Genomic DNA, 21,649 nt, shown 5'->3' with positions numbered 1-21,649 from the left:
GTACCAGGGAAAGGTCGGTATAGTTAACTCGAATGGAGAAGCGATGCCACCAGCCCTGCCTGCCTTTTAGCCGCTCCCTGTTGAGAGACGGCAACCTGACCGGCACGCTGACAAAGCAGTTGATACTCCTCACGGTGATTGCGAAAATAGGAGATTTTATCGAAGATGGCCCTGCCGCCAGTCACTGGCAGGCCGGCCTCTTGCAGATCCATCATCTCCACCGCATCGCGAAAATCCCCCATACTCGGTCCATACATAACAGTACGTCCCCACATCGCTGGTTCCAGTATATTATGGCCGTTACGTTCAACCAGGCTTCCACCGCAAAAGATATAATCAGCAATTGAATATATCTCAAAAAGCTCTCCAAAGAGGTCGACGATAACGACATCGTGCTGTCGCACGTGCCCTTCTTTCAGCGCGCTATAGCGATCAAAGCGTACTCCATGCTCCATGAGCATCGTCTCCACCTGTTCCAGCCTGTGCAAATGACGCGGGGCGATGATCCAGACGAGCTCTCCGCTCAGTTTCAAGGCCTTGTATACCGGAAGCAGAATATTCTCCTCGCCGGTATGGGTGGAGCCGCAGACGAAGACCTCTGTCCCCTCGACTATCGACAGCGTTTTTCGGCAACGGTCCCGCACGTCGGTCGGGCTTTCAGGCAGTTCCCGATCATACTTCAGGTTGCCGGTGACAATAACTTCTTTAGGACCTATACCTAAAGAGACATAGCGTTCCTTGTCCGACTCGCTGATCATGGTGAGGACGGTGAAGTTTTCCACCACTTTTTGAAAAAGCCAGGCATGCTTCTGATAGCTGGTTACAGATTTATCAGACATCCTGCCATTGGCGAGCAGCGTCGGTATAGAGCGATTATTCAGTCTGCGCAGCAGCACCGGCCATAACTCAGTCTCCAGACACACATACACATCAGGATCGATTTTTGAGATCACGCGTCCCGCTATACCCGGCACATCCAGCGGGGCCAGCTTGCAGATTACATCGTCGGAAAGCAACTCGACAGCAAGCTTTCTTCCGTGTATTGTCATGGTGGTGACAACGTATTCCGCCTCGGGAATCTCTTTGCGCAATTCAGCTATCAGGATATCGGCAGCATGTACTTCACCGACAGAGGCGGCGTGCAGCCAGATGCGGGCTTTACCTTTTTTCCGGGCAAGCCTGCCATATAATCCCAGACGCTGATGCACTCCCTCCCTGTGTTTTCCCGTAATGAGAACATAGGCGAGAGTAAAAGGCAGTAAGAGATAAAAAAGTAGTGTCAGTATTAGCTGGTACAGAGTATACAAACGGTTCCTCTCCGGGGGACCTAAGTGTTAACGGGTTGCCTGAATAAGCCGGATGTGTTTACCACCGGTCTATAAATCAGGTCAATAAACCCCTAATGCGAACCATCGTCAACAACCAAAGCGTTGTAAAATTCGACATGTCCATTTGCATGTCCTATTTATATCAGGTAATTACTCGAAAAATGCTCTTTTTTTAAGGAACCACCCTTTTCAAATGGAGAAACCATGCGTAACGTATCAATTTCGTTTGTACTCATTCTGATTACGTTAATTTTTATCGGAGAACCAATAATGGCAAGAGAAAATCTTCAGGACGGCATGTACGCCAAGTTCAACACCTCTAAAGGTGAAATCATTTGCTCCCTCGAGTTTGAAAAAACTCCCCTTACAGTAACCAACTTCGTTGGCCTGGCTGAGGGCACCAAAGAACTTGGCGGCGGCGCCAAAATGAAGGGCGACAAATATTATGACGGCCTCACCTTCCACAGAGTCATCCCTGACTTCATGGTTCAGGGTGGTTGTCCGCTCGGTTCAGGAACCGGCGGACCCGGCTACACCTTCCCTGATGAGATTGATCCAAGTCTGAAACATGAAGGCCCCGGCATTCTCTCTATGGCAAATGCAGGACCCGGCACCAATGGCAGCCAGTTCTTCATTACCCACGTACCAACCCCATGGCTGGACGGCAAGCACACTGTTTTCGGCAAGGTAGTTGAAGGCCAGGACATTGTTAACGCTATCGCCCAGGGCGACACCATCAACAGCGTGGAGATTATTCGCGTTGGCGCCAAAGCGGAAGCGTTCAAAGCTGACCAGGCCGCTTTTGATGCACTGCTCGCTAACTTCGAAAAGAACCAGCGCGACAAAGAGCTTGCCGCCATGGAAGCTGAGGTGAACCTCATCAAGCAGAACTGGCCTGATGCAGTAAGCACTCCTTCCGGTCTCAAGTATGTTCTGGTCGAAGAAGGTAAAGGCGATGCCACCCCTTCATCCGGCGCAATGATCAAAGCTCACTACACCGGAAAGTTGCTGGACGGCACCAAGTTTGATTCTTCCTACGATCGTGGTACCCCAATCGATTTCCCTGTTGGCCAGGGACGGGTTATCAAAGGCTGGGATGAAGCATTTCTCGGCATGAAAAAAGGTGAGAAGCGAGTGCTGATTATCCCGCCTTCCCTCGGTTACGGTCCTCAGGGACGTGGTCCTATTCCACCAAACGCGTACATGATCTTTGACGTGGAGCTTGTTGACTTCTAACAGCAACTCTCCAGGTAGCCCGATTTTTTCATGACCGGGCGAGATACCAGTACTGCCTGAGCGGGGCCTGTCGAATTCGACAGGCCCCGTTTTTTTTTATATCTTCTCGGTGTATTTCTGCTCGGGATTTTCGCCAAAGCCGTTCACCGCCTGTTCGCTTCTCTTGTTACGGAGAGTTGACCAGAATGGCCTGAACAAAGAACTGTTCTCACCAAAACTGCATAGCTGCTCAAACATCGGCTTGGTCACTGTCAACGCCATCACCTCCGGTGGCAGATGCTCCCGCATCAGGATATCCGTAGAACCGATTATCGCCTGGGGAACATTCAGATCTTTGAAAAGTGCCGCAAGCTGGCCACAGCCCGAACCAAATGAAGAGATAATCGGTTGAGCATCGGCTGGGCCATTTTCGTATTCACAACCTGTAAGCAGCAGGCTCAGCTGGTCAGGATTGACATACAAGGTGATTGTTTTCAAATACCTGTCCTGCCCCTCTTTCAGCGGGCCGACGATAAGATGGCTCTCCTGCGGCTCGTGGGGGGGATGGTCTTCCAGCCAATTTTCCATGAGTTCGGCCGTCGCCTTGAGCCCCTTTCGTTGGCTGTAGAAGTGCCTCATCTTCTCCTTCGACGTTGCCTCTATTCCACACAACCAGTATACCGCCCCACGACACCCTTCACTCTCCCGGTTAACCAACACGCAATGGCCTTTCTGCCAGTTTTCATAACTGGAAAATATACAACGCCTGGCAAGCACCAAAGGTGCGAACGGCAGGGTATGAGGAGCATCATAGACTCCAACAACGGGTGTTTCTATCCCAGCCAGCTCCAGTATAGCGGTTGCTCTTTGTCGCAGTTCAGTCATGTATCACTCTTCCCAGCTGAAAATTTCACTCAAATAACGTACCCAGCGAGCTCTGTTTCACAAAGACAGACGAAATGGTCAGACAGAACACCGTTGGTTCCGGTTTAAAGTCCATCTGTAAAGGCATACCCTCTATTCCATCACGTTTCACTTGCCCTAAGCAAGTAAAAACAATCATTCCCTTTAAATATCAAGCTTTTTTGCCCTTTTTCCAGTTTAGGGACCGACATTGTAATGATAGGTTTCACTACCATTTCATAGCCAATGTTTCCACATTGTTAATTCTCTGCAGGTTGCTACTTTGTTTATGTATGAAACAGTAACTACAATGTTCCACGTACCCAACTGGAGAGAGTCATGAAAAAGATATACTTATTTATACTGACAATAGTGATGAGCACTTTACCTCTTTCCCTGCAAGGGATGGAAATTCATAACATGCAGCTCCAGGGCTCCGGCAGCGTCCGTTACATGGGTTTTATCAAGGTCTATGACGCCCATCTCTACACCGACCCTACAACCCTGCCCGGAGAGGTGCTCTCCCCAGAATCGTCACGATGCCTGAAATTAAATTATGCAGTCAGCCTGACCAGGGAAAATTTCATTGAAGCCGCAGAAAAAATCCTCAATCGGCAGCATGATCCGCTAACTATCAGCAAAGTGCGTCCGCAGCTCGATCTGCTTCACCAAAATTACACAGAAGTAGATGACGGTGACAGTTATGTCCTCTGCTATAATGGAGAAGCTCAGACCACGCGACTGTTTCGGAATGGAATCGAACAGGTTGTCATCCCCTCCGCTGATTTCGCTGCTGTATATTTCGGTATCTGGCTGGGAGAAAAAGAACCGCTTAGTGACAACCTAAGAGCTAATCTCCTTTCAGGTCTTCGAGGAAAAAAGAGCTGAGCGGCTGGTAAATAAAATGCAGACACTCGCAAACATCAGGCCCCTTCCCAAACTGTGGATGATCGTTACAAATTTCGCCGTTTACCAACTGAACTGGCTCATTTGCATATTCGGCCAGAATTCTTTTCTCTGGCTCGCCCTGCTGCTTATTGCATGCCACATGCTTGTATCACCATCCCCAGGCAAGGACATGGTGCTGATGGCGATTATTACCATCTGCGGTATCACTTTAGATGGGCTGCTCAAGGCTATCGGGTTTTTCTCATTTTCCAGTGATTTCTGGCCCATCCCGCTCTGGCTCATAACTGTCTGGATGACATTGGGCCTGCTGCCAAACCACAGCCTGAACTGGTTGAAGGGTCGATGGCTGCTGTCAGCGCTGCTCGGTGCGATTGGTGGCCCTGTCGCCTACTGGGCTGGTGTCCGGCTTGGAGTTGCAAGCTTCAACTGGTCCACTCCCAGTTCTCTTTTGCTGCTGGCTCTTCTCTGGGCCTTATTCTGGCCATTGATGATGTTCTGTGCCTCAAAAGTGTCCCCCAAGACTGAAGTAACTGTGGCGAAGTAACTGTGGCGAAGTCCCTTCCCGAAACAGGTGCTGCCAACTTTACTTGTTGGTACCGGCAACCTATTGTCTGTATTAATGGGAGGGAGTGATTGGAGTACTTCCTTGTTGGCACCCCAGGTTCCAGCTGCATCAACGTCACCAATCGTGATGACTGCTCATTGCCCCGGCAGGGCAGGTCTGTTTTCAACCTTTGTTTCGATGTGTTAGCTATGAGACATTATTTTCCTAAATCCAATATCACCGCACCACTCACTCTGGCTCTCGTCGCACTTGTTATGGCGCTGACTACTTCTGTTCCTCTGGCACGGGCCGGCGAACAGCAGAACTGGACAGGTCATATTGATAACCAGGCATATCTCGACAGGTACTACGGCAGAAGTTCAGAACCGACATCAAGCTACTCGGGTGGAAGTTCGACAGGTTACAGCCATCGCCCCGGCTATGGTGGAGTCACCACCATAGTTGTCGAGAAATCGCGGTATAAATCCAGTCATGGGATCGTACACAGAAACGGCAACTCCTCCTTTATCTATCATGACGGCTATCGACCCAATTATTACAAGCCGGGCCACCCGAAATACAAAAGGAATTATTACAAACATAGCAAACCGAATTACGGCAAGCCTCACTATAAAAAACACCATCCCCCTGCCTATGTTGTCCCGAGACACCCAGGTTACAAATCCAGAAACAACCAGCGATATCCAAAATACCGAATACAAGTACCGCGCAAACATGGTTATTCAAATTATCGCGGTGGTTCCCGTCGCTAACCTGAGCAGCAGTTGGTTTTCGGAGTTATGAAGAGATATGGAAACAGTTAGAGGTTGAAGAGAAAAAGTCTCAATACGTCAAAATAATTATCTGCTTCATAGGCTATGGCGTGTGATGAAATACGTCTTGCCCCGGGAAAGAACGACGCCTTATAGGCATCCTGATGGTTAACGTAGGTGATGCTTGTCTCGAACTTTTCTGGCATTTGCTTACGACAGGCCGCACTATCAGCCTGCATCGCTTTCCTGGCCCCCTCCTCTATCTTGTCAAGAACAACCAGTGGGTGAAGGTTTACCGTTGACCCACCGGAGCCCGATTTCACTGCAACCGTTTCCAACTCTGGTATCAGTTCTTGAGCCAGGGTGCAGATTTGTTTATCCCCCGAGAGAAAGATAACCGGCACATCTTCCAACCAGGCAGTATGGGTGTTCATGAGAAATTCAGAGACCAGCATGCCATTGATAGTGATTTCACTCACTCTGGAAGTCATGGTGTGGGCAAGTGGATTCCCGTCGCCGCCTGCCTGGGAGTGGTAACCGATCATCATGACACCATCAAACGAAGAGTCCAACTCCTGCATCATCATATAGGGGTGCCGGGACCAGCCCCGAACCAATCTGACCTGCTTCGGTAACTCTTCTGCGATCAGGTTACGGGCCGAATTATGGGCATCCCGCACATATATTTCCGTTGCGCCACCGGCAATTGCGCCTTCGCAGGCGGCACACACTTCACGGGTCATCTGCTTCTGAAACTGGGCGTAATTTGCTTTGTCTGATTCAGTTTCATCCCAGGCGGTTACCCCGCACACACCTTCAATATCAGCACTGATAAATATTTTCACACCAAACTTCCTTATTGATAGTAATTATATATCTCTACCTATATAGCTCAGCCCAACGGATAACGGTTGACTGACACAAAACTCTCCAGATGTTTCGGGGAGAAATCTGAGTCTTCCGCTGAAAAGCTATTTTCTCTCACCATGCCATAGGCGTGGATAAATCGGTTGTCACCGAGGGAAATGGCTACGTGAGTCACCCTGTCTGGACTCTCACCAAAGAAAAGTAGATCACCCGCGCTTGCCTTGTGGTGATCTTTCGAGACCAGATTCAGCTTCTGCTGCATATTGGCATCCCTGGGTAACTCTATCCCGTGGAGCCCAAACACTGTCTGCACAAAGCCGGAACAATCAAAACCTTTAGGTGTTCTTCCGCCCCAGCTATACTGATAACCAAGGAACTCCCTGGCGAGGTCCACGATACTCGCGGTGCCAGCCGGGCCTATTTCACCGAAATGACAGCTTTCCAGCCAACCTGTTTCACCACCAGGCAATACAACCTGAGCCCATCGCCTTTCTTCAGCCAGGACAGGAAGCCTGGAACCAATTACCACATCCCGTAGAGCTGTTGATGCGCGATCAGGCGCTGAAAAGATCCGTTCGTTATGACTCCGAACCAATCGCCATTCAAGTCCCTGAGCTTTTTCCATTCCGGATTGCGCCAACTGCCTGCTGCTCACCCAGCTCTGGTAACCATCCCGCTGCCTGATTCGGCAAAACTCCGCTTCTTCCTCCAACAGCTCCACCTGCTCCCAGAGCAGTCCCTGACTCACGATCTCACTGCAATAATCAGGCTGCTGATAATGGTTGCTGACGCTTACCTGTATTACCGCCTGAGTCATCACTTTCTCCTCCGCGCTCTTCACTTTGTTTAAAAGTCCTGAAACTGATCAATAACCTCCCGGTCGTAGCCTTTGCTGGCAACCAGGAGCTGACGCGTATAGTTCTGGGTAAAGTCCGTTGCCTGCAACTGCTTCCTGCTGATTGTCTCAACCATCTGACCGTGGTTCATCACCAGAATATCATCACACATATGAGAAACCACAGCCAGGTCATGGCTCACCAGCACATAGGTAAGGTTTCGCTGCTGGCGAATATCCTCTAATAGGTTAAGTACTTCTGCCTGGATAGAAACATCGAGTGCAGAGGTTGGCTCATCGAGCAGAATCACTTCCGGCTCAAGAATCAAGGCCCTGGCTATTGCCACTCGTTGACGCTGCCCGCCTGAAAGCTGGTGAGGAAAACGAAAGCGAAACTCCGGCCCCAGCCCCACCTCTTCGAGCACTTTTTCCACTCTTTCATTTTCGTTGCCGAGTTTATGAATGGACACAGGCTCTTTGAGAGTGCGGTCTATGGTATGCCTTGGATGCAGCGATCCGTATGGATCCTGAAATACCATCTGCACGTTGCGGCAGAATTGCAGATCGCGCTTTGGCCCGAGCCTGGCACCATCAATTTCAATTGTCCCGGTCCAGCTTTTGACAAGGCCGGAGACACAGTTCAACACTGTTGATTTGCCGGAACCGGACTCACCAACCAGGCCAAAGCTCTGTCCCTTTGATACAGAAAAATCCACACCACGGACTGCATGATTTTTCTGCAGACCACGGCCGAAGTAGACATGTAAATCCTTAACCTGCAACATTGTCAATGCCTCCAGTCCAACCTGACTCAAGCCAGGCGTCATCCCGCTGCAAAATTGGCAGCCGTTGCCGCTCACCTTCTATTTTCGGCAGACAATTGAGCAAGCCACGGGTATATGGGTGGGTCGACTGGTGAAGTTTATCTGCGTCAACAATTTCCATAATCCGTCCATGGTACATAATGATAATCTGGTCGCAAAAGGAGGCGACCAGCTCCAGGTCGTGGGAGACAAAAATAAGGCCCATCCCCCGCTGGGTTACCAGGTCATCTAAAATCGCCATAATCTGCAGCTGAACTGTCACATCAAGTGCTGAAGTTGGCTCATCAGCTATCAACAAGCGTGGTTCAGGTATCAGCATCATGGCTATCATTATACGCTGGCCCATGCCACCTGAGACTTCATTGGGATATAAAGCGAAAACCCGCTTCGGATCACGAATACGCACAGCTTCAAGCATCGACAGCGTTCGCTCTTTCGCCTCCTTCCTGCCCACCTTGTGATGGGTAAGATACGCTTCCATGATCTGTTCCCCGACAGTGCGGACAGGATTGAGTGAATATTTCGGATCCTGCATGACCATGGAAATTTCGTTACCACGGATTTTACGCATCTCTTTTTCACTTAAATCGGGCAGATTCTGGTCATCGAAGACGATTTGGGCAGCCTCAACCCGTGCATGGGGAGGCAAGAGACGCAAAATGGCCCGGCCTGTTACGGATTTTCCCGAACCGGATTCACCGACTATACCGATCTTCTCCTTTCCCATGGAAAAGGAGATATCGCGGACCGCCTGCACATCCCCTCTGGGAGAGGGAAAAACGACATTCAAATTTTTTACAGTAAGCAATGGTTGCTGTTTCATACAATTACACTTCTACGCTCTCAAGGTTGAGATGTTTATTCTTTAACGTGTATTTCACTGTGTACGCCTATTTTTCACTGCGTGGGTCAAGCACTTCCCGCAGGCCATCCCCAAGCAAGTTGAAAGCAAGGCTTACCATGAAAATTGCCATACCCGGCATGGTGATCAGCCACCAATGGTCAAGAATATAGGCTCGGCCGCTGGCGGTCATGGCTCCCCACTCAGGAGACGGCGGCTGGGCGCCAAGGCCTAGAAATCCGAGGCCCGCAGCAGTCATAATTATGCCCGCCATATCAAGCGTAACCCTGACAATGAGCGAAGACATGCAGAGCGGTACAATGTGTTTGGTGATTATCCTGACCGGTCCCGCGCCCTGTAGTCTGACAGCCTTGATGAAATCTGAATTTCTGAGAGTTATGGTCTCACCCCTGGCAATACGGGCATAGGGTGGCCAGGAAGTGATGGCAATGGCTATGACCGCATTCTCGATTCCCGGCCCCAGTGCTGCCACAAACGCCAGAGCTAAAATAAGCTTGGGAAATGCCAGGAAAATGTCGGTAATACGCATCAGCACGGTATCGATAATACCGCCGAAATAGCCGGAAACCGTACCTATGAGAATGCCCACCGGTGCGGCAATTATAGCTACCAGCCCGACGATGTAGAGGGTCAGCCTCGAGCCCCAGATAATGCGGGAGAGAATATCCCTGCCTACCTCATCGGTCCCCATCCAGTGCACCGCAGAAGGTTCCATAAGCCGGTTTGTCAGATTGGTCTGTACCGGGTCAAAAGGCGCCAGCAAAGGGGCAAACAGCGCCACTGTGATCAGTGTCAAAATTATCAGCAGACCTAGGACTGCCAGGTGATTTTTTAAAAATTCTCTGGATATCAGATATGTTCTGCCTGCCGCAGCATGAAACGGCGAAGTCGGCGTATCTGTCAACAGCCAGCTCCGAACTGTATCCAAGCGTAGAGTTTTACCTGTCATAACGTCTGTCCACTCCCTAGTTCCTTGCTCTTGGGTCCATGACCTTATAGAGAAAATCTGAAAACAGATTCACCCCCAGAAATATCGTTCCCACAACAATGGTGGAACCAAGTACCGAATTCATGTCTGCATTCAGCAGGGAGTTGGTAAGATAGAGGCCAAGCCCCGGCCAGGCAAAGACCGTCTCTGTAAGAACAGAACCTTCAAGCAGTGTTCCGAAACTGAGAGCAACTACAGTAATCAGGGGGATTGCGCAATTACCGAGAGCGTGCCCCCATATCACCTTCCACTCCGGCACACCCTTCACCCTAGCAGTCAGAATATATTCCTGTCTCAGCTGCTCCAGCATAAAGGAGCGTGTCATTCGTGAGATATAGGCCAGGCTGAAATAGCCGAGAAGAGCGGCAGGCAGAATTATGTGTGAAACTGCATTCCGAAAGATTTCCCATTCACGGGCGATTATCGAATCGATCAACATCATGCCGGTTACAGGATCTACGATATCTTCGTAAAAGACATCTATTCTTCCAGGCCCCGGCAACCAATCGAGATGAGCATAAAAGACCATCAGACCAATAAGGCCGAGCCAGAAGATTGGCAAAGAATAACCAAGCAGGCCAACCACCCTGCCCGCATGATCAATAAAGCTGCCCCGGTGCACTGCTGAAAAAACACCCAGAGGAATCCCCAGTACCACCCCGAGAATCGTGGCGATAATTGCCAGCTCAAAGGTCGCGGGAAAAACCCTGATGATGTCTTCTAAAACCGGTCTGGAAGTAAGGATAGATACACCGAGATCACCCTGCAGCACCTTGCCCAGATAAATGAAGAACTGCTGCCAGATCGGCAGATGCAGCCCCATGGCAATTTTGGCAGCTTCATAGGTCTCGGCGCTGGCCTTGTCGCCCACCATAGAAAGCACAGGGTCGATGGGTACGATTCGACCGATCAGGAATGTAATGAGTAACAGCCCAAAGAAGGTAATTGCCACCATCAACAGCAAGCGAAAGCTTTGATTTGCTGCTGCCAGGAGGCGGTGTTCCGATAACTCGCGCGCCATATCTACTACTTTTATAATAAAGGAAACGGTTCTCCCCGGCGTATAAATCAACCGGGGAGGGAGGTACTTTTCAATCAGCGTCAAGAGTGTCGAAGAATTGCCCTTTTCGCCTCAGTAATAATGAGTTGGCTGAAAAGGGCTTAGTCCGACAGACTCCTGGCTCACGGTATAATACTACTTTTTAACCGTATGCTGATAAAAATTACTGTCGAAGCTTGGTCCGAGGATAAAGCCATCAATATTGTTTCTCTCAGCAATGACCTCAATATCCTGGAACATGATGACGAACGGAGAAACCTGCTGGTGCTCACGCTGCAAATCAAGATACATCTCGGCACGCTTCTTGGTGTCCTTCTCCAGTACGGCAGCATCCGCCACTTTGGTCATCTCCGGGATATCCCAGGCATTACGCCAGGCAAGAGGCTTAAAATTCGCCTCATCGGAATTATCCGGGTTGCGGGCAAAGGTGTCGGCATTGGTGTGCGGGTCCATATAGTCCGGTCCCCATTTGCCGATATAGATATCGTGGTTTCGGGCACGGTACTTGGTGAGGGTCTGCTTGCCATCACCAGGAATAATTTCAAGCTTGATACCGGCCTGGGCAAAATTGGCCTGGATGGCAAGCGCCATGGAAGGAACCGGTTCGGTATTTCTGGTGTCCATGGTAATGGTGAAACCATTTTCAAGACCAGCCTTTTTCAACAGCTCTTTCGCCTTTTCAACGTCGAGAGAGAATGGAGTTTCGGTCAGGGCACCAAGAAAGCCGTTTGGCAGAAAAGCCTGGTGAACCGTCATTCTGCCTTTGAGGAAGGTATCTGCCATACCCTTATAATCGATCAGATACTTCAGCGCCTGGCGTACCTCAGGGATTTGCAGGTATTCGTTTTTCTGATTTAAACCGAGATAGTAGATACCACCCTTGGGTCTGGAAACGATTTTCACATCGGGATTTGTTTCCAGTCCCTCAATATCATTTCGCTCAAGGTTTCTGGCAATATCAATATCTCCCTTTTCGAGAAGCAACCGCTGGGTAGCCGGCTCGGAGATATGTCGAATCATGACTCGCTTGAGATTGGCCTTCTCCCCCCAGTACCCATCATTGCGATCGAGGGTCAGGGATTCAGCTGGCTTCCATTTTTTCAAGATGTAAGGACCAGAACCGGCATAACCTGTTCTAAGCCACGCATGCCCGTAATCACCATCCTTTTCGTGGGAAAGAGCGAGCTTCTTATCTATGATAGAACCGGCTGTAGAAGTGAGGCAGTACAGGAAGAAGGTCGGAGCATACGGCTGATCAATGACTACCTGTACGGTGTAATCATCAAGCTTCTTGATAGTGTCCGCCATATTTTCAGGGGTAAAGCCAAACTGGGTCAAAATGAACGCTGGCCCTTTATTCAACGCCACCACCCGTTGCAGAGAAAAAACAACGTCATCCGCACTGATCGGGTTACCGGAGGCAAAAGTCATCCCCTTGCGGATGTTGAAAGTGTAGCTCAAACCATCTTCGGAGATATCCCAGCTCTCCGCAATGCCGCCATAAATATCGCTGACATTGTCCACATCGTAATTAATCAGTCTGTCATAGGTATTGGCGGCATATTCAGCACCGGAAAACTCAAAAATCTCTGCAGGGTCAAGAGTAATAATATCGTCAATTGCAAACCCCATCACCAGATAGTCTTTCGGGGTCTTGGCATAGGCCACCTGAGCAACCCCAATTACTACCAGACACGCCAGAATCAGCAGTCTTTTCATGTTTCTCTCCTCTTATTTGTTTGTTAGCAAGGCTTACCAAAACGTCAACCTGAAACGGTCAACCAGTAAACCTTCCACTCATGCATTCAAAACAGGTAGAACCTTGAACGTACTGGCTGTACAGCAATATCCATTCCTGAATAATCAATAACCCTCCAAGAATATTATTTATTCGAAAATCCGTTTTTCTTTCTGTGTGCTCCAGGCCAGTACTGCCTGTATGTTGTTACATCTTTGTTCGAGGTGTGCAGAAAAGTTACATTTTTGTCTTGCCCAGGCAGGGGGCAGCGGTTCAACCTCTCTAGCTGCAAGAAGGGCTGTACCATGCAGAATCTGTCTACCTGGTCTAACCTTCCGACAAAATTATTAACAAATCCAGACTACTAAATCTATATAATTATGTACCTTAATCCATCAGCACAGCATGTTATATGACGGAATCTTCATATAACATGCGCGTCACGCTTACGTAAATTACGCTTGATGTTTTCTGCCTATAGTGGGAAATACTAAAATAACAGGTGTAATATCAGACCATAAGGCAATGTATAACTACAGACGGGGAATGCATGACTGATACGAGTTCAAACATAGGGACCATAAAACTACAGCTTGCCGTCTTTGCTCTGGTTTCAGCCTCCTTTACCAACATTTATCTCACTCAGCCAATTCTTCCTGTGCTGCAACAGGAATTCGGTGTCAGCACTATTCAGGTCTCGTTTACCGTTTCGATCGTCATTTTTGGTATAGTTCTCTCCAACCTCTTTTTCGGCTACCTTTCCGATAAAATGCCGATCCACCCCATACTCCTGATTGGTGGAATCTGTGTTGCACTGGCAGGATTATGCGCAGCCCTGACCCACGATTTTCGTCTCCTTGTCACTGCCCGCCTGGTCCAGGGGCTTTTTATTCCAGCACTCACCACAAGTCTGGCCGCCTGGCTCGCCCGGACTCTCCCCATGGAACGACTGAGCGTGGTAATGGGTTCATATGTCAGCGCCACTGTACTGGGTGGACTGGGAGGAAGACTGCTGGGGGGCTGGATTCACCCACCCCTACACTGGCGTTACGCCTTTTTCTCCGCTGCCGCCCTGATTCTGGTGACAACTATTCTGGCCCTGATCGCACTGCCCCGAACATCTCAACACGTCAATTCAACTGGCAGTTCAACCACCTCCTATCGCTCACTGCTTTTCAATAAGGACCTCTTTCTCTATTACTGCTGTGGAGCCGGAGCCTTTCTGATGTTCTCACCCATCTTCAATTATTTACCGTACAGGCTGGCAGGTGCTCCATTTCACTTTTCCACTGAACTGATTACCCTGATCTACCTGGTGTATGTACTGGGCATCTTTCTCGGGCCAATTGCCGGTCGCCTGAGCAATACCTACGGAGGCGGCACCACACTCATAGCTGGAACGGTCATCCTGGGCATCTCCCAGGCCCTGTTGCTCATCTCTTCGATATATTCTGTGATATTGGGATTGCTCGGGATATGTGCCGGATTTTTCACAATCCATGCAGTGGCGGTCGGGCTGTTAAACAGCAGGTTAAGTGACGGACACGGCAAGGCCAATGCCCTGTACGTGCTCTTTTATTATGGAGGAGGATGGCTCGGCATAACCGGAGCCGGATTCGCTTTTGAATACAAAGGTTGGACAGGCGTAATCTTTTTCGTGATGTGCTTTTTGGCGGTACCATTGATCACCGGTCTTAAAAACAGAACATAACGGTTTCACCCCATTAGATCACCAGGCTGCCAAGCTGCACGTTATTACAGATTACTGGTATGAGAAACCTGGATTTGAGCTGACCTATACAAAATGTAAGGGCCTATTTAACCTGAATTTTTCACCTAACACGAAGTACATTGCGATTTACAGTAGATATCCCAGCTGTGTTGATATCAAAATCTTATGAGGTTTGGAGTGGCTATTTCATCCAGCCACTAGTTGCTTCCAATCTCTTGCCTTTACACGATATTTACAATATTTAATACTTATCATGGATATCCTCGATTGATTCCCCTATAATGGCGGTCGCCCTCCTCTGGCTTTATCATATCAAGAGGTATTGAGATACTCTCCATTTCTCAATAACACCAAGAAATTACCAAGCTGTTTTTGCTCTTTTTTCTTGGTTCACAAGTGGTTAGCGGAAAATGTGCAGTTTCGTTTACGATGATTCTGCTTTATAAACAACATCTTTGAAAATTTGAGGATCAGGATATGTCTCAACCCAAATCTGGCGATACAGTAACCGTTCATTATACAGGCAAATTTGATGATGGAACCATCTTCGATTCATCCTACGATGGAGATCCCATTGTTTTTACAATTGGGGACAATGATCTTATAGAAGGATTCGAGGAAGGTGTTTTAGATATGCAGGTAGGTGACAAAAAAACTGTCATTCTCCCACCGGAAAAAGCATACGGAGATCGCACCGACGAACTGGTGATTGAGTTTCCTATCACCGAGATGCCTGAAGATCTTGAACTGACTGTCGGTGATGAACTCGAGCTGACCGATGAAGATGATCACGCCATTCTGGTCGTTGTGACCGAGCTCAAAGAAGACTCTGTGGTAGTGGACGGTAACGCCCCACTGGCTGGCCAGACCCTTACCTTTGATCTTGAGCTGGTCACCATCGGCTAACGCATAGTGTAATAACTCAACGGCGTTTACAGCCAACAAGCGGGAAAGAGCATGTGCATACACTCTTTTCCGCTTACCACCCAATTCCAAGGCCTGCGGTAATCCTCCGGAAACGCAGGGTGAGGGCTCCCTCGCACCTACCTCCCTTTTGAACACCACCTCACCGTAATAGTTTTCATGTCATAAGAAGGAGTACGTTTCGCTACAGCTGCACGGAGCATCTGCGGTTACTACCTTTTACCTGCTTGAGTATTTGACGTGATGATTTGATGGAGTACTTCATGAAACACATAGAAACTATACGAACTATACTTACCAGACTGTAGCCTGAACCCATTTGACACTCGGTAGAAATCTTCAACTACAACTAAGCCAATACAAACTCCTGTGAGATTTGGTGTAGCAATTTGAATTCACTTCATTTGCGCTTAAAACTGTGGTCTGGCCCGAATGGCGCTAGTTTAAGCCTTTTTTTCATATCTGCTCCGATGCTGTATTTCGACCATTTCACTTCTAGGTTTGTTGAGTAACTGATAAGGTTTTGGTCTTCGCTTAAGACACCGCGGATCGCTTCGTCCAGGCCTGTCGAAAACTTTGCAACGAGCCACGACAAAGGATAAATCTGAGAGCATGTTTTGTCTTTCATTTGTGCTCAACCTAGAGGACCCCAACCGTGGTTCCCAACTTCTAATAGCCTGTAGACTTCCTTTGAAACTGATAGACCGGATATCAATGTCTACCAGCTGTGTCGCTTGTAACATTATGCGCCGGATGCAGTTGTACGCTATGAAGTACATTAAAATTTCTTTCTTTATCATTTCAGGCGATTGGCACCGGAGGATATCAAATCCCATCGTTGTCTTGATATCACGAAAGAAAAGTTCGACATCCCAACGCTTAAGGTATAACGCTGCAATTTCGTCTTTCAGGTACTGATCTTGATCGATTAGCGTGGTAACAATATGAAATTCTTTTGTTCTAAACCCTGATTGAGTCACCTTTACTTTGATTTGTCTCATAACGAGTTTGTCGGGAAGGTCCTCCCAGGTTTTCCGCGAATACGACACCATTTCCCTGTATACTGGTTTTTTCCATTCAATCAGTAGATCATCAGGAGCGAATTCTTTAATGCAGTTTTTCCTACCGACTGGTTTTCTACGAGCAAGTGTTATCACACTATCAACACAGCGTTTTTTCAGCTCGGCTAAATCGAAGTAACTACAAAAACCTTTATCACCAAGAAAGATATCACCAGCCTCAAAGGTGGACCACTGCTTACGGAACAATGGAAGTTCGTTACTCTTTTTATTACCGATGGCATAGCTGAGCATTGTTCCGGTTTGCAATGAAAAGTATGCGCATATTCGTGCTGAGGGGAAGCCGCATCCTGGTTTCTGGTTCGATGACTGTGGCCAAAGCTCTTGATTTTCTGCTGTATCCGCCATTGTAACACCTGTCCCATCAACAACAATTACCTGGCGATCATTTAATGAATGAGATGCACGTCGTGCTCCGGACCATTTAGCAGTATGTTGAAACACCTCAACAAGCAGATTTTCATCTAATTTCTTACGTGCACAGCAATATGAAGCGGTAGATGATGATGGAAGCCGAAGGCCGTGGTTAGATGCATATGATTGCAACTTTTTTACAGCTTCTCTACATCCACCGTCTGCATCAAGGACTTGGCCTAAGAAGGACCAAAAAGTGTTTTCCTTGGTAAACAAACGTCGTCTGCTCATCTTTCCCGAAGGATCCTGTTTGAGCAATTTCGTGGGAATGAATTGCCCAAAAATCTCTCCTATCTGTTTAAAAGAGTTCTGTCTGAGGGAAGTGATTTTTCGAGCAAATTTTTGTTGTTGGCTATGAGGTTTTCTACCTCGTTTGGGAAGGTGAAAACCGGGCAACATTGGCATGATTTGGTGTTGGTTTCGCATAGCAAATTATACCAATTTTTGCCAATATATTCAGTTGCTTTTCACCTATAAAACACGCTTAAACTAGCGCCATTCTGGTCTGGCCCCGATATTCTTGATTTTCTCCCCGGGAAAGCATGATATTAACCTGAATCACGATATTCTTTCAAGAGACAAGGACGCTATATCAAGATGTTATCATGGCCCGACCCCATTCTCCCCACAACGTTAAACTCACAGGCCGCCTAAAGTCGGAGCCAATGGAGCATGGTTTATGATTGATTTTACTAAATGCCGGTTCATTGTCAACGCCCGCGACCTTAGGCGGTCCTAGTGGAGTGCCGGGTTAGCTTTCTTTGTGTTCGATTTTAAAATGACTTTTTCAATAAAGTCTGTAGCGCTATATGTTTCGGCGCAACTCCTGTTTTTTTTAAAAGGATCTCTAAACAAAACTCTCTGAGCTATGATGTCCCCAGTTTTTAAATTTGTGATTGTTACAGTTTCTTTTTCGAACCACCGTTTGCTACCTGGACCATTGGCGTAATTTTTCGTTTCTCCTGAAACCCTGTGTGTTGCGGATGAATGATTGATTGATGTCTCTATTTCTTTTTCACCTTCAAGTGTTAGGCGGTAGCGCTGTGACTTTTTTTTAAATGCTCTTTCGTATTCCTTAAAAATTCTTCGCCTGAGAAGCTCTTGCCCGGGGGATTCCATTACGCTTTTTCTGACTTGACCATCTTCTGTTTTTACATACTTGCTACTCACTACAAAATTGAAAAATTCAAGCTGTTCGATGTTTTCTTCAGAAATGTTGAACTTGTCTACCGCAGTTTTGCAGTGTTCTTCCCATTGTGAATCGCGCGCGATTTCATTTATGTGAGGCACTGCAGCTCTGGTTAAGGCAGCTATAACCACGACTATTACCGAAATATTTCCGATTTTTTTTCCGTACGACCTAAATATGACGACGATATCGAGAAGAAGTAACAAGATTGCTGCTGGGAGAATGGTGTATTTACCGTAATAGGTCACCATGTACCCGGTTCCACCACCTGGAACTGTTGTTGCCAAAAAGCGTGCTGCGAGCCAAAGAATAATAACGCTTGAGGCTAGTAGCATAATGCGCTTGATGGTGCTTGGTATGGCTAGTGGGTAAGAGTTGGCTGTATATTTTAATGCCGCAAAAAATAAGGGGGCCAATAATACTGAAAAGAGCAACGGCATTCCGAAGAGGGATAAGGGTAGAGCCAGTGCTATTGCAAAAGTGCGCATAAAGGTAGCCTTAATTTATTTCTGAAGCTAACGAGCCTGTAGAAAAAGGCAGTTCAAAATCCCGAAGATTCCCTCAACCGATTTCAGGAGGGTTCCAAAAATCTACTTTCCTAGCCGCCTATTTCGATTCCACTTGTTCTTTACCTTGCTCTATTTGCCCTCAAGTCCATTTGTGAACATTCTTGGAACTATTCTCCTCTACGATCTACCTGTCAGCTGCCTACTACCGCTCCATACGAGTGGATCTTTTTCAGGTTATGGACCATGCAGAACAGGTTCCACTGCGCATTCACTTTTCGTTTTCCTCGAAGACTGAATCGATCAAGTTTCATGGTTGACCGTATATGGCCAAAGGGTGGCTCACCAACAGCGAGTCGCATGCCATAGATTGCTCGACCAATGGTTGAATCAATCTTTCGTTTCATCTTCTCTGTGAATCGCTCATTACCGTTACGCTTTTTCCCCGGAAAGTAAGCTAGCTGACGGGCCTCGGTTTTCTCTGGCTTTCGTAAACACTCACGTCGCAATTGACATGGGAGGCAGTCTCGCTTAGCTCCTTTAAACTTGTAGGCCTGATAGTCTTTCACCTTGGCGTTGCAGCCATTGCGGTAGAGTTTCTTGCCGGCCGGACAAATAGCGTGGCTCAAATCATCAGCGAAAGTAAAATGTTCAGGCCGAAAGAGTCGCTTTCCACCGGCCCTGGTCGCAAAGTGATAAGCGGGGAGATCTTTATAGCGCTCCGCTGTGGCAAAGCGAGGATCTCGTTTGCGGAAACGAGTATCCGCAACATACCCATCTATATTCTCTGTATAGAGGTACTCGAGATTCTTCTCGGAATGATAACCGCTATCCGCTACAACTTTGGCCTTACCAAATACATCTTGGTCGCCTATCTGTTCCAAGTTAGACTGTATCGACTTCAGCGAAGGTACAAGGAGATTGGACTCACTGCCCTGCCCATAGGCTTCTGCTCCAACAATGACTTGGTGCTTCTTGTCCACTGAGGCAACACCGACATACCCCTGTATTACCCCTTTCGATGTGGCCATCTTGGCAGAGTCATTATCGGTAATGTTTGATTTAACCGGTTTGCCGCCACTGCCACGTCGGTCATCATGGTCTTTCAGCCAATCCCTTATCTTGGCAGCACTTTTTTGTAGTTTCTTCTTATATTTCTCTTCATGATCCCGAACTTCCGGCTCTATCTTCTCAAGATCCATGGACTTGTGACGGATGATCATTCTGTGCAGAGCTCGCTCTATCTTTTCAACCTTTTTGGTCAAATCGGCTTTGGTGCCACTCCATTCCTTAGAGGCATTGCTTGGGAGTTTGCAGCCATCAATAGCAAACATCTCTCGGCCAATAAGGTTCTGCTGGTCACAGATCAGCAGTACTTGAAGAAAGAGAGAGACAACCTCTTTGTCCATACTGGAAACGAAACTGGCAATTGTTGTGAAGTGGGGTCTGGTATTGGCTGAAAGGGCCATGAAAAGGATGTTTTTTTCACAGCACTCGGAAATTGCACGACTAGAAGTAATACCTCGTGAATAGGCAAACAGGATAATCTTCAGCAAGATCCGTGGGTCATAGGCTGGGGCACCAGTTTCGTCGTTGGTGAACCTGGCATCAAAGATGGAAAGGTCGAGTTCGTGATCGACCAGATAGTTCAGGGTGTACTCGAAAGTCCCTTTTTGTATCTGCTCACTGAAGAATACTGGTATGAACATCCCCTGAGCGTATGAATACGGCTTGTATTTGGCCATGGCTTCCGACTTTCGGCAGGGTTAAGGGGTTGATTACCATCGAATGAAGCTAAATATAACCCTAAATGCCTGATATTGCTATGACCAATACCTTTTTCTACAGGTTCAACGTGGAATTGAGGGGCGCGTGCCTTTTACGCGTCCCTCTATATTGTTTTGTTATCTCTTCTTTTTGTTGCTTTGTTATTTAAGTCTTTTTTTAGGTTTTCAACAAACAACATCCCGAGCAACGGACCAATTACATATATCAAAAATCGATTTGCTTTCTCTGCTATTACTGGAACTACAAATATTAAAAACATGCAGAATAGTAATATTTTAACAATTATTTTTACTTTTAATTTCCAAGGCATTTACTGAACTATATGATGACTATGATTTTCAAATTTTATTAGTCAATCTCAGTATGACTTTAGCATTATCAAAAAATGCACTATTACACCTAATATGGCTCCAGTAAAACCAATGACAACAAATGGTATAGCAATATTACCATATCCGGCAAAAAACACAACTAGCTGATATACCAACTAAAATGAAAGAAAGACTAGCAATCTTTAATCCCAACTTTTTATCAACTATTCTTTTTTCATAGAGCCAAGATCTAATACATTTCATGAGATAACGTCGCAAATCACCGGCAGCCTAAAGATGCATAGCGAGGCACGAGCGGCGCAGCTTTGGGCTGTCCGAGTGAATTTGCCTTGTTATGCAAATTGAATTTTACAGACAGAACGCTTTTTCCACCCATTCATCATGTTCAAATGGCCCATGTATTGATTTAAAACAACCACGACTTTCTTCAATGTTTCTGTTTAAGTCTGTGGCTACCCAATCAACTGTGCAAATAACCTTATTAGCTTCCAAAATCACACCCTTGATGATGCCCAGATGAAAAATTCTAATACCAGTCTGGCCACCGCCTTTCATACGCTTGATTGCAATTCTGTCTCCAGCTTTCATTCCCGAGGCTTTTTTGTATTGAGCAGGTTGATCGCCTTCTTCCCAGCCAAGCATCCAAATACCTTGCTCTATGAATTTCTTATCCTGATGTTCAACTCCACCCCATGAAGCACCAACAACCCAATATTTTGACATTTCTATCTCCATTTATTTTATTGCATAACGCCCCACTCACCGGAATTTTGGGAGCGGAGCGAGTAAAATTTCCGAGTGCAGTGGCTTGTTACATGCTCGACATAGTTTGCAAGAAT

General features: G+C 47.4%; 19 protein-coding genes. 6 read left to right on the top strand and 13 right to left on the bottom strand.

Going from position 1 to position 21,649, the window contains the following annotated elements; all coding sequences use genetic code 11:
- Window positions 1–23: 23 nt before the first annotated feature.
- Window positions 24–1,208 carry a 3-deoxy-D-manno-octulosonic acid transferase gene (locus tag FCL45_RS12775; RefSeq protein WP_167495789.1) on the bottom strand — a complete coding sequence of 395 codons (1,185 nt, stop codon included), beginning with the start codon at window positions 1,206–1,208 and terminating at the stop codon, window positions 24–26.
- Window positions 1,209–1,598: 390 nt separating this feature from the next.
- On the opposite strand from FCL45_RS12775, the gene FCL45_RS12770 reads away from it, so the two are divergent.
- Window positions 1,599–2,564 (top strand): peptidylprolyl isomerase, encoded by a 966-nt coding sequence (locus FCL45_RS12770; protein ID WP_228721323.1) that lies wholly within the window; start codon window positions 1,599–1,601, stop codon window positions 2,562–2,564.
- Window positions 2,565–2,660: 96 nt separating this feature from the next.
- Here the strand turns inward: FCL45_RS12770 and FCL45_RS12765 are convergent, their stop codons facing one another.
- A complete protein-coding gene (locus tag FCL45_RS12765) occupies window positions 2,661–3,428 on the bottom strand; it encodes a DUF169 domain-containing protein (protein WP_136797898.1) in 768 nt (255 codons plus the stop codon).
- A 357-nt stretch (window positions 3,429–3,785) separates the two neighbouring features.
- On the opposite strand from FCL45_RS12765, the gene FCL45_RS12760 reads away from it, so the two are divergent.
- From FCL45_RS12760 to FCL45_RS12750, 3 genes are all read left to right on the top strand, one after another.
- Entirely contained in the window at window positions 3,786–4,334 is a 549-nt protein-coding gene (locus FCL45_RS12760) for a chalcone isomerase family protein (RefSeq protein ID WP_136797899.1), read from the top strand.
- A 16-nt stretch (window positions 4,335–4,350) separates the two neighbouring features.
- Window positions 4,351–4,899 (top strand): DUF2878 domain-containing protein, encoded by a 549-nt coding sequence (locus tag FCL45_RS12755; RefSeq protein ID WP_136797900.1) that lies wholly within the window; start codon window positions 4,351–4,353, stop codon window positions 4,897–4,899.
- 209 nt (window positions 4,900–5,108) lie between these two features.
- Window positions 5,109–5,672 carry a hypothetical protein gene (locus tag FCL45_RS12750; protein ID WP_136797901.1) on the top strand — a complete coding sequence of 188 codons (564 nt, stop codon included), beginning with the start codon at window positions 5,109–5,111 and terminating at the stop codon, window positions 5,670–5,672.
- A gap of 47 nt (window positions 5,673–5,719) precedes the next feature.
- On the opposite strand, the gene FCL45_RS12745 is transcribed toward FCL45_RS12750, so the two are convergent.
- The 7 genes from FCL45_RS12745 to FCL45_RS12715 form a co-directional block, all read right to left on the bottom strand.
- A complete protein-coding gene (locus tag FCL45_RS12745; RefSeq protein ID WP_136797902.1) occupies window positions 5,720–6,517 on the bottom strand; it encodes a M55 family metallopeptidase in 798 nt (265 codons plus the stop codon).
- 47 nt (window positions 6,518–6,564) lie between these two features.
- The gene (locus tag FCL45_RS12740; RefSeq protein ID WP_136797903.1) at window positions 6,565–7,356 is read right to left on the bottom strand and encodes a C40 family peptidase; all 792 of its coding nucleotides are present in this window, start codon (window positions 7,354–7,356) and stop codon (window positions 6,565–6,567) included.
- Between the two features lie 29 nt (window positions 7,357–7,385).
- Window positions 7,386–8,159 (bottom strand): ABC transporter ATP-binding protein, encoded by a 774-nt coding sequence (locus FCL45_RS12735; protein ID WP_136797904.1) that lies wholly within the window; start codon window positions 8,157–8,159, stop codon window positions 7,386–7,388.
- Window positions 8,146–9,021: an ABC transporter ATP-binding protein gene (locus FCL45_RS12730; RefSeq protein WP_136797905.1), complete on the bottom strand. Its 876-nt coding sequence runs from the start codon at window positions 9,019–9,021 to the stop codon at window positions 8,146–8,148. The genes FCL45_RS12735 and FCL45_RS12730 overlap by 14 nt, the downstream gene beginning before the upstream one ends.
- Before the next feature lie 67 nt (window positions 9,022–9,088).
- Window positions 9,089–10,009 (bottom strand): nickel transporter permease, encoded by a 921-nt coding sequence (gene nikC / locus FCL45_RS12725; protein WP_136797906.1) that lies wholly within the window; start codon window positions 10,007–10,009, stop codon window positions 9,089–9,091.
- A 16-nt stretch (window positions 10,010–10,025) separates the two neighbouring features.
- Window positions 10,026–11,003: an ABC transporter permease gene (locus FCL45_RS12720; protein WP_136797912.1), complete on the bottom strand. Its 978-nt coding sequence runs from the start codon at window positions 11,001–11,003 to the stop codon at window positions 10,026–10,028.
- 240 nt (window positions 11,004–11,243) lie between these two features.
- A complete protein-coding gene (locus FCL45_RS12715) occupies window positions 11,244–12,827 on the bottom strand; it encodes an ABC transporter substrate-binding protein (protein ID WP_136797907.1) in 1,584 nt (527 codons plus the stop codon).
- A gap of 569 nt (window positions 12,828–13,396) precedes the next feature.
- Between FCL45_RS12715 and FCL45_RS12710 the strand changes: the two genes are divergently transcribed.
- A complete protein-coding gene (locus tag FCL45_RS12710; RefSeq protein ID WP_136797908.1) occupies window positions 13,397–14,557 on the top strand; it encodes an MFS transporter in 1,161 nt (386 codons plus the stop codon).
- A gap of 498 nt (window positions 14,558–15,055) precedes the next feature.
- Window positions 15,056–15,484 (top strand): FKBP-type peptidyl-prolyl cis-trans isomerase, encoded by a 429-nt coding sequence (locus FCL45_RS12705; RefSeq protein ID WP_136797909.1) that lies wholly within the window; start codon window positions 15,056–15,058, stop codon window positions 15,482–15,484.
- A gap of 461 nt (window positions 15,485–15,945) precedes the next feature.
- On the opposite strand, the gene FCL45_RS12700 is transcribed toward FCL45_RS12705, so the two are convergent.
- The 4 genes from FCL45_RS12700 to FCL45_RS12685 all read right to left on the bottom strand — a co-directional run bounded on the left by FCL45_RS12700 (window position 15,946) and on the right by FCL45_RS12685 (window position 21,533).
- On the bottom strand, window positions 15,946–17,400 hold the full coding sequence (locus FCL45_RS12700) for an IS4 family transposase (protein WP_217907577.1): 1,455 nt from the start codon (window positions 17,398–17,400) through the stop codon (window positions 15,946–15,948).
- Between the two features lie 330 nt (window positions 17,401–17,730).
- Entirely contained in the window at window positions 17,731–18,672 is a 942-nt protein-coding gene (locus tag FCL45_RS12695) for a hypothetical protein (RefSeq protein WP_136800043.1), read from the bottom strand.
- A gap of 212 nt (window positions 18,673–18,884) precedes the next feature.
- Window positions 18,885–20,435, bottom strand: coding sequence for a transposase (locus tag FCL45_RS12690; protein WP_176360014.1), 1,551 nt, complete (start codon window positions 20,433–20,435; stop codon window positions 18,885–18,887).
- Window positions 20,436–21,158: 723 nt separating this feature from the next.
- Window positions 21,159–21,533, bottom strand: a complete 375-nt coding sequence (locus FCL45_RS12685) for a hypothetical protein (RefSeq protein ID WP_136799978.1) — start codon at window positions 21,531–21,533, stop codon at window positions 21,159–21,161.
- Window positions 21,534–21,649: the final 116 nt, after the last annotated feature.

Source organism: Desulfosediminicola ganghwensis (assembly GCF_005116675.2).
Lineage (GTDB): Bacteria > Desulfobacterota > Desulfobulbia > Desulfobulbales > Desulfocapsaceae > Desulfopila > Desulfopila ganghwensis.
Note: the sequence above shows the minus strand (reverse complement) of the source record. Positions and strands in the feature narration are given on the sequence as shown.

What these genes read in the sequence shown, in the direction of transcription:
- FCL45_RS12770 (WP_228721323.1), top strand. Translation starts at nt 1,599, where the DNA reads ATGGCAAGAGAAAATCTTCAGGACGGCATGTACGCCAAGTTCAACACC.
- FCL45_RS12765 (WP_136797898.1), bottom strand. Translation starts at nt 3,428, where the DNA reads ATGACTGAACTGCGACAAAGAGCAACCGCTATACTGGAGCTGGCTGGG.
- FCL45_RS12760 (WP_136797899.1), top strand. Translation starts at nt 3,786, where the DNA reads ATGAAAAAGATATACTTATTTATACTGACAATAGTGATGAGCACTTTA.
- FCL45_RS12755 (WP_136797900.1), top strand. Translation starts at nt 4,351, where the DNA reads ATGCAGACACTCGCAAACATCAGGCCCCTTCCCAAACTGTGGATGATC.
- FCL45_RS12750 (WP_136797901.1), top strand. Translation starts at nt 5,109, where the DNA reads ATGAGACATTATTTTCCTAAATCCAATATCACCGCACCACTCACTCTG.
- FCL45_RS12740 (WP_136797903.1), bottom strand. Translation starts at nt 7,356, where the DNA reads ATGACTCAGGCGGTAATACAGGTAAGCGTCAGCAACCATTATCAGCAG.
- FCL45_RS12735 (WP_136797904.1), bottom strand. Translation starts at nt 8,159, where the DNA reads ATGTTGCAGGTTAAGGATTTACATGTCTACTTCGGCCGTGGTCTGCAG.
- FCL45_RS12730 (WP_136797905.1), bottom strand. Translation starts at nt 9,021, where the DNA reads ATGAAACAGCAACCATTGCTTACTGTAAAAAATTTGAATGTCGTTTTT.
- nikC (WP_136797906.1), bottom strand. Translation starts at nt 10,009, where the DNA reads ATGACAGGTAAAACTCTACGCTTGGATACAGTTCGGAGCTGGCTGTTG.
- FCL45_RS12720 (WP_136797912.1), bottom strand. Translation starts at nt 11,003, where the DNA reads ATGGTGGCAATTACCTTCTTTGGGCTGTTACTCATTACATTCCTGATC.
- FCL45_RS12715 (WP_136797907.1), bottom strand. Translation starts at nt 12,827, where the DNA reads ATGAAAAGACTGCTGATTCTGGCGTGTCTGGTAGTAATTGGGGTTGCT.
- FCL45_RS12710 (WP_136797908.1), top strand. Translation starts at nt 13,397, where the DNA reads ATGACTGATACGAGTTCAAACATAGGGACCATAAAACTACAGCTTGCC.
- FCL45_RS12705 (WP_136797909.1), top strand. Translation starts at nt 15,056, where the DNA reads ATGTCTCAACCCAAATCTGGCGATACAGTAACCGTTCATTATACAGGC.
- FCL45_RS12700 (WP_217907577.1), bottom strand. Translation starts at nt 17,400, where the DNA reads ATGCCAATGTTGCCCGGTTTTCACCTTCCCAAACGAGGTAGAAAACCT.
- FCL45_RS12695 (WP_136800043.1), bottom strand. Translation starts at nt 18,672, where the DNA reads ATGCGCACTTTTGCAATAGCACTGGCTCTACCCTTATCCCTCTTCGGA.
- FCL45_RS12690 (WP_176360014.1), bottom strand. Translation starts at nt 20,435, where the DNA reads ATGGCCAAATACAAGCCGTATTCATACGCTCAGGGGATGTTCATACCA.
- FCL45_RS12685 (WP_136799978.1), bottom strand. Translation starts at nt 21,533, where the DNA reads ATGTCAAAATATTGGGTTGTTGGTGCTTCATGGGGTGGAGTTGAACAT.